This is a genomic window from Rahnella perminowiae, assembly GCF_019049755.1.
Lineage (GTDB): Bacteria > Pseudomonadota > Gammaproteobacteria > Enterobacterales > Enterobacteriaceae > Rahnella > Rahnella perminowiae.
The window spans coordinates 1-10628 of the sequence record NZ_JAFMOS010000466.1; the positions used below are offsets into that span (position 1 = coordinate 1).

Genomic DNA, 10628 nt, shown 5'->3' on the forward strand with positions numbered 1-10628 from the left:
TGATTGTACTTCTCATTTACATTCAGCAAACTAGTTTTTTGCAGACATTTCTTGGTCAGGAACGCCTGATAGAGTAAAATACGCAGGCTATAATAAATCACAGTATCTTTCTGTTTTAAAAATACTACCGATGAGCGGTAGTGGGGCGAGTTTGTTGATATTGGCCTCTTATTTGTCACCTTCTCTTCATTTATAAGCTGTCTGAGAGCAAATTTAATGTTCGCTACGTAGGTTTACGTAAGACAAGTGTGAAGTCCCTGACGGTGTGTTGCCCTTATTTTTTGGAGAATTCTCTTTGATTAGCGTTCTTCTTGTTGATGACCACGAACTGGTGCGCGCAGGGATCCGACGCATTCTGGAAGATATCAAAGGCATCAAAGTTGTTGGTGAGGCGCAATGCGGTGAAGATGCCGTCAAATGGTGTCGGACCAATGACGTTGATATCGTCCTGATGGATATGAATATGCCAGGTATTGGCGGGCTTGAGGCGACCAAAAAAATCGTCCGCTTTTCCCCCGGTATCAAGATCATCATTTTAACGATTTATACTGAAAATCCGCTGCCAGCCAAAGTAATGCAGGCGGGGGCTTCCGGTTACCTGAGCAAAGGGGCGGCTCCGCAGGAAGTGGTCAATGCCATTCGTCTGGTTGACTCGGGTCAGCGTTATATTGCCTCCGACATTGCTCAGCAAATGGCATTAAGCCAGATTGAACCGCAGTCCGAAACGCCTTTTGATTCCTTATCGGAGCGTGAACTGCAGATCATGCTGATGATCACTAAAGGGCAAAAGGTCAATGAAATTTCTGAACAACTTAGCTTGAGCCCGAAGACCGTTAACAGTTATCGTTATCGGATGTTTAGTAAATTAAATATTAGCGGTGATGTTGAGTTAACACATCTGGCAATACGACACGGTTTATTCAACACGGAGACTTAATCAGGCAGTGAGTGATGAGCGTTTCGACCCAAAAGCCTTTCTGAAAACGGTTACCAGCCAGCCGGGCGTCTACAGAATGTATGACGCCAGCGGCACCGTAATCTACGTAGGTAAAGCCAAAGACCTCAAAAAACGTCTTTCGAGTTATTTTCGCGTCCAGGTTTCCAGCCGTAAAACCGAAACTCTGGTCAAAAACATCGCGCAAATTGATGTCACCGTGACCCACACGGAAACCGAAGCGCTGCTTCTTGAACATAATTACATCAAACTTTATCAGCCACGTTATAACGTATTGTTGCGCGATGATAAGTCATATCCGCTGATCTTCCTCAGCGCGGATAACCATCCAAGACTGTCAGTACATCGCGGCGCTAAGCACGCCAAAGGCGAGTATTTCGGGCCTTTTCCGAATTCCTATGCCGTACGTGAGACACTGGCGCTGCTGCAAAAACTTTTCCCGATACGCCAGTGTGAAAACAGCGTTTACAGCAACCGTTCACGTCCTTGTTTGCAATATCAGATTGGCCGCTGTCTGGGGCCGTGTGTCAAAGGGCTGGTGAGTGAGGAGGATTATAAAGATCAGGTGGAATATGTGCGCCTTTTCCTCTCCGGTAAAGACCAGCAGGTGGTCACGCAACTCGTCAACCGCATGGAAGAGGCCAGTAAAACGCTGCGTTTTGAAGATGCCGGACGGATACGCGATCAAATCCAGGCTGTACGCCGTGTGACAGAACGACAGTTCGTGTCGGGTAACAGCGAAGATCTGGATGTGATTGGCGTGGCCTTCGACTCAGGCATGGCTTGCCTGCACGTTCTGTTTATCCGTCAGGGCAAAGTATTAGGCAGCCGTAGTTATTTTCCAAAAGTACCGGGCGGCACCGATCTGGGCGAAGTGGTGCAAACCTTCGTCGGACAATTTTATTTACAGGGCAGTCAGCAACGGACACTGCCCGGTGAAATTCTGCTGGATTTCAGTCTGGCGGAAAAAGATCTCCTGGCCGATTCGCTCAGCGAACTGGCCGGGCGCAAAGTACAAATCCAGAGTAAACCACGGGGCGACCGTGCCCGTTATCTGAAACTGGCGCGCACCAATGCCTCTGCTGCGCTGACGACCAAACTGGCGCAGCAGTCGACAATCCATCAGCGGATGTCAGAACTCGCAAAAACACTCCATCTTGCGGAAATTAACCGCATGGAATGCTTCGACATCAGCCATACTATGGGCGAGCAGACGGTCGCGTCCTGCGTGGTTTTTGACAGCAATGGTCCGGTACGTTCTGAATACCGGCGCTATAACATTACCGGTATTACGCCCGGCGATGACTACGCGGCGATGGCGCAGGTACTGCAACGTCGCTATGGCAAAGCGCTCGATGATAATAAAATTCCTGACGTCATTTTTATTGATGGTGGTAAAGGGCAACTCGGCATGGCGCTGGATGTGTTTCATTCGCTGAATGTAGAGTGGGACAAATCTAAACCTTTACTGATTGGTATTGCGAAAGGTGCGGATCGTAAAGCCGGGCTCGAAACTCTGTTCTTTGTGCCAGAAGGTGAAGGGATCGCGTTACCTGCGGATTCACCGGCGTTACATCTCATCCAGCATATTCGTGATGATTCGCATAACCATGCCATTACCGGCCACCGGCAGAGACGTGCAAAAGTCCGTACGACCAGCGCACTGGAAGAAATTGAAGGCGTCGGACCGAAACGGCGTCAGGTTTTACTGAAGTACATGGGAGGCATTCAGCCATTACTGAATGCCAGCGTAGAGGAAATTGCGCAGGTACCGGGTATTTCAATCGCATTGGCAGAAAAGATTCATAATGCGTTGAAACACTAAGGGCAATGTAGCAACATACTCATAATATCCACACCGGACAAACAGTTACCTTCGCTATGCAATTTAATATACCTACGTGCCTTACCCTGTTCCGCGTTGTACTGATACCGTTCTTCGTGCTGGCCTTTTACCTGCCTTATCCGTGGGCATCAATGGCCTGTGCGCTGATTTTCGTTTTTGCTGCCGTGACAGACTGGTTTGACGGCTATCTGGCTCGCCGCTGGAAGCAGACGACGCGTTTCGGTGCATTCCTTGATCCGGTCGCCGATAAAGTGATGGTGGCGATTGCGCTGGTGCTGGTGGCTGAGTATTTTCATTCCTGGTGGATTACTCTCCCGGCCGCCACCATGATTGCCCGTGAAATCATTATTTCCGCGCTACGTGAGTGGATGGCTGAGATTGGCAAACGCAGCAGTGTGGCGGTTTCCTGGATCGGTAAAGTGAAAACCACAGCGCAAATGCTGTCGCTGGTCGCGCTGTTATGGCGTCCTGATGCCATCGTGGTGTGGGTGGGTGTCGTTGCACTTTATATTGCGGCAGTGCTGACTTTCTGGTCAATGTTCCAATATCTGAACGCTGCGCGCCATGATTTGCTGGAACCCTGATCAAACTGCCGCAAAAAACGTCAAACGATCGCATGAAGCAGATAATTTTATTGACTCAATCTGTCAGGTCAGTAGAATGCAACGCATCGGAAGGCAGCCAGTCTTGTGCCAAAAGATTAGTTAAAAAAATCAGTATGTTCTGATTAAAGCGGGAATAGCTCAGTTGGTAGAGCACGACCTTGCCAAGGTCGGGGTCGCGAGTTCGAGTCTCGTTTCCCGCTCCAAATTTTCTTAAACTGATTGTTGAATTGGTTTAAGTGCAAGACAAGTAGTAAGATTTAAGGCGCGTTAACAAAGCGGTTATGTAGCGGATTGCAAATCCGCCTAGTCCGGTTCGACTCCGGAACGCGCCTCCAATTTTCCCGGAGCCCGGGTGGTGGAATCGGTAGACACAAGGGATTTAAAATCCCTCGGCTTATGGCTGTACGAGTTCAAGTCTCGTCCCGGGTACCATGGAAAATTAACCGAATAATCAAAAGCAATACAGTAGTAATGTCGTTTATAGCCACCCTCGGGTGGTTTTTTTATGCCTGAAATTCATGCCTTCCTGATGCAATAAAAAAGGCCACCTGTACAGGGGCCTTAAGTGTTTCTTCGATACATCCTTCACGCACACGGCCTCAGACAGAATGAAATATTCTGAACACGGTGTCGGATGTTGAATTAAAAGGGATGAAGAAAACAGAGATTAAAACAGCCCCGAGGGGCGTTTTTAGGGTCAGAATTCACCCGATGAATCAGTGTTGCTCAATGCCCTGATTGATAGCGGCAAATGGTAGTTAGGCTGGCTGGTGAAAAACGCCTGCAGAGCAACGCGTTTCTTCCTGTCGATTGAGATCTCTTCCATGGTTTTGCGGAAGATACTGTACCGGCCACAAGAAGTGCAGGTCACAGTAACTATTTTCGCCGACATATTAACCGACGTCTTATTCGTGCTTTGACACAACGGACACTCGTCTTGAGCGCTTAAAACTGTGGAACTCATAAAACCTCCGGTTTTACTTAGAGCGGGCAATAGTCTAGCACAAAAAGGCGTCAGTTACTTAACGATAATTTAATTATCAGTGGATTTCAGCGCCAACTCAGTGTAGAGAGCGCACAAGCCGCTGATGAGAAGAGGAAAGTTTTCTGCCACTTTTCTCCGCTTTTCTCCTCATCATCTTGCATTACACTTAAGGTATTCGTTCCGATTATGGATTTTTGCCAAGTATGATTTCTGCTCTGTACCAGCGTATTGATTGTTCAATATACAGACACATTTATATTGTCGGCGATTTGCATGGTTGCCTGAGTCTGCTTGAGGAGAAACTGGCGAAAGTGGCTTTCGATCCCCACCGTGATCTGCTGTTATCGGTGGGCGATCTGGCCGATCGTGGGCCTGACAGTGTCGGCTGTTTGAAACTGCTTAATGAAAGCTGGTTCGCCTGTGTACGTGGAAACCACGAGCAGATGGCGATTGATGCCATACACGAAGAGAATATCTCGCGCTGGTTACGTAATGGCGGAGACTGGTTTTATGCACTTGATCAGGAGCAACAGGAACAGGCAAAAGCGCTGATTTTACAGGCTGACAAGCTGCCACATATCCTCGAACTCACCACCCGTGCGGGCAGGCACATCGTAGTGGCTCATGCTGATTATCCTTCCGGCGAATATGTTTTCGGTAAACCTATGGATGGTTATGAAGTTATCTGGAATCGTGACCGTGTGAATTATGCGTTGGCCGGTCGTTTTCAGTCGATTACGGGCGCTGATGAATTTTATTTTGGACATACGCCGGTCGAGTCTGCCATGCAATTTGCCAATCAGTTTTATATTGATACGGGTGCTGTGTTTGGCGGTTATCTGACACTTCGTCAGTTGCAGTAATGTCAGTGTTAGCGGGGTTTGCGGTGGCTGGCGGGCAGCGGTATAGTGGGCGGCTGCGAACCGGGAAGGCGTGAGATAGCATCATGGAAAATAAGCGTGAAGACAGGATCCAGCGTCTTTTGCTGGCATTAAAAAAGACCGACAAAATTCACCTTAAAGAAGCGTCCTTACTGCTTGATGTTTCGGAAATGACGGTCCGTCGGGACCTCAGCGCGGCCCCTGCGCCGGTAATTTTGCTTGGCGGTTATATTGTTATTGATCCGAAAAATAATCCGGCGACGCATTACTTTATCAGTGAACAGAAAACACGCCATATTGCTGAGAAACAACGCCTTGCTGCCCGCGCGGCCAGCCTGATCGAGGATAATGACACGGTATTTTTTGACTGCGGTACAACAATGCCTTATGTCATTGAAAATATTGTCGATGACCGGGTGTTTACCGCCATTTGCTATTCGCTGAATACCTTTCTTGCGCTACAGGAAAAACCTCACTGCGAAGTTATCCTGTGCGGTGGGGCGTTTAAATCCAGTAACAGCATTTTTACGCCTCTCGGACGCAGCAGTGAGCTCGACTTTATCCGCCCGGCGAAAGCTTTTATTTCCGCTGCGGGCGTCACGATCGGGCACGGTGTGACGTGTTTTAATTTTGATGAGTTACTGATGAAACATCAGGCCATAGAACGCTCAGCGCAGAGTATTCTCGTTGCTGACAGCAGCAAGTTTGATCAGGTCAGGCCCGCCGCTATCGCACCCCTCGCACGATTTAATGTGGTGGTCAGCGATGCTGAACCACCACAGGCTTATCTCGATTTTTGTGTGCAGTCCGATATTGCATTGCTGGTTTAACGCTTTCAGCGGATTGCCGGGATTTTTTCGACTGACTGATAGAGAACCACTTCCCAGATGCCATTGTTGGAACCGTCGCTGAGATAGTGTTCAAAGCACGCTTTTCCGTCCGGACGATAGGTCGTACTGGCCAGCAGTTGGCTATAGAATTCCCGCCAGACCTTTTCAAAATTGCCGTCTGTTATTGTGGTGTGATACGCCGCATACGTGCCTCCCGGCAATGTTTGCAACGCCAGTCCCTGTGCATCATCCAGAATAAAATTATCGGCTACACATACTGACGGATCAGCACGCAAAGCTTCTGCCGGCGTGATATCAGGATTATCATGAAACCACGTCAGCCATTCATTTTGCGTCTGATGGTGCCGCGCAGCCCATTTCATCAGTTGCTGAAAACCACTGTGGATTGACTCCTGATAGGGGCCAACCACCCGGTAGCTGACCAGCTTTTTGGCCGGTCTCTCTACAATTAATAATGCCATGATGATCTCCTTTTATCTGACATGCATTGAGCGGATTCCATGGTGAGTAGAATGTAAGTGCAAAACTATAACAGTTTGACGATTAACAGCGGTTAACTGCTCTACGCGCTATAACAGTTGTCGTGATAAAATAATACAATCAGATTGCATTATAGTCGTGACGCAATGAGGTATGAGATGGACGTAATCAAAAACGTATTAAACAGTGAAATTGATCGCATCAACCGCCTGGAAGGGCGCGATGGTAAGGCGCGGATCAATGCTGAGTTTTTTGTAAATCACCCATGGTTATGCCTGGCTATGCTGGTTGGGTATATCGCCGTAGGCATCGTCATGTACGTTTCACCTTATATGGGGCTCGGATGGTTTATCGGATTTACGGCTTTCCTGATCTTTATGTCCGCGATGTTATTGCTGGAAATTAAACCGGTTTATCGCTATGAAGATATCGGGGTGCTCGATTTACGCGTTTGCTATAACGGCGAATGGTATTTCAGCCGTGAGCTTCCCGCTGATGCCGTGAAGCAAATTCTCAGCGCTGCTGAGGTCAGTGAACACATTAAAAACCGGATAGAATCGATTGTCCGCCACAAAGGTTTTGTGGATTTCTATGATGTCTATGATCTGGCCCGGCTGGAGCGCCAGTTGCCAGACGGCACCGGAACCGCACAGTTAGCTCACTCATAACACCGCTAAACATGGCAACAGGCCATGACGTTACCCTGCATGCTCTGATAAAATAGCGGCTGGACATCATTTTCGTGAATGTATATCACTGTGCGAAAAAAGATGTTGAGCCGTTACAGGAGCGACCAGTGGAACGAATCAAACTTACCATTCATCATCTGCACAAAATCATTTCGGGCGAAAAACAGGATGCACAAGCTACCGCACGCATTTATGGTGGCGATGAACTGTTAGTTACCGAAACGATGACCGGGCAGGCTGCGCATTTTGATCGTTTCATCAAAGCCGAACACGATAACGGCAAACCTTTGAGAGTGGAGTGGGACAGCGACGGCAGTGCACAAATGTCCGTGGCCCGTGCCGAAGTGTGTCCTTGCTGTGGCGGCGACGCCTTACACGATTGATTTAATCCGGCAATGGCCGCAAGCAGAGTAAAAGCCAGGCAGAGGTGAATGATGAAATTTATCAGCAACGAATTTGAATACCGTCAGTGGATAATGGATGAAATATTCCAGGCGAGCGCGGTAGGCGAAACCTCTGAGTTTGCCGATCAGGAAGTGGATGATTTTATCTTTGACGCCCGCCCGGTGGCTTATCCGTGCGTGGCTGTGATGATCCAGACACCCGGCGAGCCAGGGGTGTGTGAACCACGTTTTTTCTACAAAGAGCAAATCTTTGAGTGGGCACATAAAATGGGATTTGGCTTCGACAGCTAACGCCCTGATGCTTTAACGCAGATTCAGCCCTAAGTCAGACTCAGGGCTGGTTGTCAGCCGCTGACGCAGTGATTATCAGACATTTTTCCGGTCAATCTTCTCTTCGCCCCAGAACAAATGGTCTTCCTTGGTTTTGGCGAATGCGATAGGCAATACTTCATCGTTGCCTTCTTCCCAGATTTTCTGTGCCAGCGTCTCGTCGTTATTCGCCAGTTCGAAAATGGCCTCAGCGATTTCGTGAGAGGTTTCACGGGTATTTGCCCACGCTTTGATGTTTGACGTCGTCATCCGGTTCTCCTCATATTTATTTCGAAAAAGTGTCTCCGTGACACAGTTGCATTCACTATAACTATGGTTTCCCGAGGCACTTTATGCAAATCCTGCGGCCTCAGGGCACAAAAAAACCGACGCCGGGCATGGCCTGTCGTTTATACTGGATACGATTTTGAACATTTAAGGTGATGAGAATGAGCGACGATATTTTTGATTTTGACATTGATGCTGCACTGGAAACTGCCGAAGTTAAAGCAGCTGAAAAAGCAGCGGAAGTGCCTGAAGCCGTTCAGGACGAAAGTGACTGCGAAGGCTGCAAAATCTGATTTTGCCCGGCTGATTTCGCACAACAAAGCAGCAAACAGAAAACCGCCACGGCGGTTTTTTTGTATCTGTCATTCAGGGTTACTTCGCCCTTATGCGCTGAATTTCCTTTGCCGCCATAGCGTTGCAACGGGTTGCCCGCAATGGCGTACTGATGCAATTGTAAGGGTTCCGTTAAGGGTTTTTTTTTGGGATAAATTCCTATAGAACAGGAAGATAGCCGGGAGTACTTTGTCACCACCTGATAAGCAGGTTGTGAGGTTCACAATGAAAAAACTGATTTTAGTTCTCGCCGTTTTGCTAACTTTGCCAGCTGTCGCACAGGCGAACGTCGAGCTTGGCGTTAATATGCCAGGGTTGTCACTGCATATCGGTGACCGTGACGACCGCGGATACTATTGGGATGGGGGCGACTGGCGTCCACCGGGCTGGTGGGAGCATCATTATCGTGATGAAGGCCGCGGTCACTGGGTTTATTACGAACCGGCACCACCGCCACGCTACTGGCATCATGAATACTGGCATGAAGGTCCGCCACCCGGCTATTGGCGCGATGGTCCTCCTGGTCACTGGCGTGATGGCCCTCCGGGACACTGGCGCGAAGGTCCGCCTCCGGGGCGTTGGTAACACAAGTTTGATGAGTTGAATGACAGGCGTTAAAAAGATTTTGGGAACAGGGTTGGCAGTGGCGATGCAAAAGTATCCCCAATGTCAGTTCTGTTCCCTTCACATCCCATCCCATCCCATCCTAAGCTAGCCTGGCCCTTATCCCCCGCGATTAATAATATTCTCCTAACTAATTGGTTTATCAATGAAAGTGACGTGATTCATTTGTTTGAATTATATAAGGATGTGTTTTTTTGCTATTAAGTGCGGATGAGTTCGGTAAAAGCCTTTTAAGAGCAATTGCAGCTTGCTAATGATCATTTGTATGTTAATTTCCTGTTATGAGATCGGCAATGGATGGCTCGACTACGGCACATATCTGATGAAACAGGCCGTCACACAGGGGAAAACCCTGTCAGATATGTAATATGTCATTTAGCGAGATTATCCCTATGCAACTGATTAAAAACGACTTTGAATACCGTACCTGGATGCTGGATGCCTATTTCTATCAGGATAAAATAGAAGGCGATAAGTTGCTGACTGATGAGGAAATGGATGATTTTCTTTTTGAATATCGTCCGCAGGAATACCCGTGTCTGGGCAGCGTGACACCCTCAAAGGAATGTTCGCTGGAGCTGGACATCACTTTCTTTTATCGGGGGCACATTTCAGAGTGGGCAAAATCAATGGGACTGATAAGCACTAAATAATCCCCTCTTACTTTATCCGTCTTACAAAAAGCGCCTGAGGGCGCTTTTTGTCGTCTGGCATCAGGAAGCCTGATTCTGCGGCGGCACGTCGGTTGAGTTCTTTTTAACCGGCTGCTGTGGTTTGCCTGAGAACAGGAACCGCAGGATAGGGATGCGCTTATGGATCTCATACAGCAAAAAGGCGATACCGAATACAAATACCAGCCCCAGCCAGAACCCCAACCAGTCGCTATGGATTTTCGGTGTAATGAACGCCCCGTAAATCAGCGTTAAAGGATGGTGGATAAGATAGATAAATAAGGATGAATTGACCAGGTAGGTGATCCACGGTGCCTGGAAATTGAGTAAATAGTGGCTGAAGGAAAACACCACATTGACCATCAGGAACCCGAGCAGGGTTGTGATGATGGCATCGATTTCCATCGAGTACAGCTGGGGTGTATTGACATGTTGATTGAACATGTAAGCCGCGAACAGGAAAATGCTGACTACACCGGCGGTAGCCGACGGTTTCAGAAACAGTTCTTTCAGCCAGGAGAATTTATAAGCAAGCGCACCCAGGATGAAAAATGGCAGATAAAACAGTGTCTGCATGACAATGAAATTAAATGCACCGTTGGAAAGTAAATGCGGCGCAAAAAGATACAGGCTTCGGTTAAATGCTGCGTAAATTAAACCGATAAATAAAAAGATAATTGAGAGTTTTCCTAAGCTGTTTGTACGGC

At 48.1% G+C, this 10628-nt stretch carries 14 protein-coding genes and 3 tRNA genes; 14 read left to right on the forward strand and 3 right to left on the reverse strand.

Annotated features, from left to right (window positions below; all coding sequences use genetic code 11):
* Window positions 1-295: 295 nt before the first annotated feature.
* The 8 genes from uvrY to deoR all read left to right on the forward strand — a co-directional run bounded on the left by uvrY (window position 296) and on the right by deoR (window position 6102).
* Window positions 296-937, forward strand: a complete 642-nt coding sequence (gene uvrY, locus J1785_RS08370; protein WP_129951870.1) for a UvrY/SirA/GacA family response regulator transcription factor — start codon at window positions 296-298, stop codon at window positions 935-937.
* A gap of 7 nt (window positions 938-944) precedes the next feature.
* Window positions 945-2780 carry an excinuclease ABC subunit UvrC gene (gene uvrC, locus J1785_RS08375; RefSeq protein WP_129951869.1) on the forward strand — a complete coding sequence of 612 codons (1836 nt, stop codon included), beginning with the start codon at window positions 945-947 and terminating at the stop codon, window positions 2778-2780.
* Between the two features lie 56 nt (window positions 2781-2836).
* The gene (pgsA, locus tag J1785_RS08380) at window positions 2837-3385 is read left to right on the forward strand and encodes a CDP-diacylglycerol--glycerol-3-phosphate 3-phosphatidyltransferase (protein WP_129951868.1); all 549 of its coding nucleotides are present in this window, start codon (window positions 2837-2839) and stop codon (window positions 3383-3385) included.
* 148 nt (window positions 3386-3533) lie between these two features.
* Window positions 3534-3609: transfer RNA gene (locus J1785_RS08385), tRNA-Gly, on the forward strand.
* A gap of 58 nt (window positions 3610-3667) precedes the next feature.
* Window positions 3668-3741: transfer RNA gene (locus J1785_RS08390), tRNA-Cys, on the forward strand.
* Between the two features lie 11 nt (window positions 3742-3752).
* A tRNA-Leu gene (locus J1785_RS08395) sits at window positions 3753-3838 on the forward strand.
* A gap of 756 nt (window positions 3839-4594) precedes the next feature.
* The gene (locus J1785_RS08400) at window positions 4595-5254 is read left to right on the forward strand and encodes a metallophosphoesterase (protein ID WP_217156495.1); all 660 of its coding nucleotides are present in this window, start codon (window positions 4595-4597) and stop codon (window positions 5252-5254) included.
* Between the two features lie 83 nt (window positions 5255-5337).
* Window positions 5338-6102 carry a DNA-binding transcriptional repressor DeoR gene (deoR, locus tag J1785_RS08405; protein WP_217219211.1) on the forward strand — a complete coding sequence of 255 codons (765 nt, stop codon included), beginning with the start codon at window positions 5338-5340 and terminating at the stop codon, window positions 6100-6102.
* 5 nt (window positions 6103-6107) lie between these two features.
* Here deoR and J1785_RS08410 read toward each other — a convergent pair whose 3' ends face one another.
* The gene (locus J1785_RS08410) at window positions 6108-6584 is read right to left on the reverse strand and encodes a GyrI-like domain-containing protein (RefSeq protein ID WP_217219212.1); all 477 of its coding nucleotides are present in this window, start codon (window positions 6582-6584) and stop codon (window positions 6108-6110) included.
* Window positions 6585-6761: 177 nt separating this feature from the next.
* Between J1785_RS08410 and J1785_RS08415 the strand changes: the two genes are divergently transcribed.
* From J1785_RS08415 to J1785_RS08425, 3 genes are all read left to right on the forward strand, one after another.
* On the forward strand, window positions 6762-7271 hold the full coding sequence (locus tag J1785_RS08415) for a YlaC family protein (RefSeq protein WP_129951864.1): 510 nt from the start codon (window positions 6762-6764) through the stop codon (window positions 7269-7271).
* Window positions 7272-7399: 128 nt separating this feature from the next.
* Entirely contained in the window at window positions 7400-7675 is a 276-nt protein-coding gene (locus J1785_RS08420) for a hypothetical protein (protein WP_217219213.1), read from the forward strand.
* 48 nt (window positions 7676-7723) lie between these two features.
* On the forward strand, window positions 7724-7987 hold the full coding sequence (locus tag J1785_RS08425; RefSeq protein WP_015690199.1) for a hypothetical protein: 264 nt from the start codon (window positions 7724-7726) through the stop codon (window positions 7985-7987).
* 75 nt (window positions 7988-8062) lie between these two features.
* Here J1785_RS08425 and J1785_RS08430 read toward each other — a convergent pair whose 3' ends face one another.
* Complete coding sequence (locus tag J1785_RS08430; protein WP_129951862.1) at window positions 8063-8275, reverse strand: YccJ family protein; 213 nt, start codon at window positions 8273-8275, stop codon at window positions 8063-8065.
* 179 nt (window positions 8276-8454) lie between these two features.
* Between J1785_RS08430 and J1785_RS26870 the strand changes: the two genes are divergently transcribed.
* The 3 genes from J1785_RS26870 (at window position 8455) to J1785_RS08440 (ending at window position 9903) form a co-directional block, all read left to right on the forward strand.
* Window positions 8455-8586, forward strand: a complete 132-nt coding sequence (locus J1785_RS26870) for a hypothetical protein (RefSeq protein WP_013576285.1) — start codon at window positions 8455-8457, stop codon at window positions 8584-8586.
* Window positions 8587-8851: 265 nt separating this feature from the next.
* The gene (locus J1785_RS08435; RefSeq protein ID WP_129951861.1) at window positions 8852-9211 is read left to right on the forward strand and encodes a DUF2502 domain-containing protein; all 360 of its coding nucleotides are present in this window, start codon (window positions 8852-8854) and stop codon (window positions 9209-9211) included.
* Between the two features lie 431 nt (window positions 9212-9642).
* Window positions 9643-9903, forward strand: a complete 261-nt coding sequence (locus J1785_RS08440) for a hypothetical protein (RefSeq protein WP_129951860.1) — start codon at window positions 9643-9645, stop codon at window positions 9901-9903.
* Between the two features lie 60 nt (window positions 9904-9963).
* Here J1785_RS08440 and J1785_RS08445 read toward each other — a convergent pair.
* Window positions 9964-10628 (reverse strand): acyltransferase family protein (locus tag J1785_RS08445; RefSeq protein ID WP_217219214.1); only part of this gene is annotated, 665 nt, incomplete at its 5' end.

Coding starts and splice junctions, on each gene's coding strand:
- pgsA (WP_129951868.1), top strand. CDS start 2,837: ATGCAATTTAATATACCTACGTGCCTTACCCTGTTCCGCGTTGTACTG.
- J1785_RS08400 (WP_217156495.1), top strand. CDS start 4,595: ATGATTTCTGCTCTGTACCAGCGTATTGATTGTTCAATATACAGACAC.
- deoR (WP_217219211.1), top strand. CDS start 5,338: ATGGAAAATAAGCGTGAAGACAGGATCCAGCGTCTTTTGCTGGCATTA.
- J1785_RS08410 (WP_217219212.1), bottom strand. CDS start 6,584: ATGGCATTATTAATTGTAGAGAGACCGGCCAAAAAGCTGGTCAGCTAC.
- J1785_RS08415 (WP_129951864.1), top strand. CDS start 6,762: ATGGACGTAATCAAAAACGTATTAAACAGTGAAATTGATCGCATCAAC.
- J1785_RS08425 (WP_015690199.1), top strand. CDS start 7,724: ATGATGAAATTTATCAGCAACGAATTTGAATACCGTCAGTGGATAATG.
- J1785_RS08430 (WP_129951862.1), bottom strand. CDS start 8,275: ATGACGACGTCAAACATCAAAGCGTGGGCAAATACCCGTGAAACCTCT.
- J1785_RS26870 (WP_013576285.1), top strand. CDS start 8,455: ATGAGCGACGATATTTTTGATTTTGACATTGATGCTGCACTGGAAACT.
- J1785_RS08435 (WP_129951861.1), top strand. CDS start 8,852: ATGAAAAAACTGATTTTAGTTCTCGCCGTTTTGCTAACTTTGCCAGCT.
- J1785_RS08440 (WP_129951860.1), top strand. CDS start 9,643: ATGCAACTGATTAAAAACGACTTTGAATACCGTACCTGGATGCTGGAT.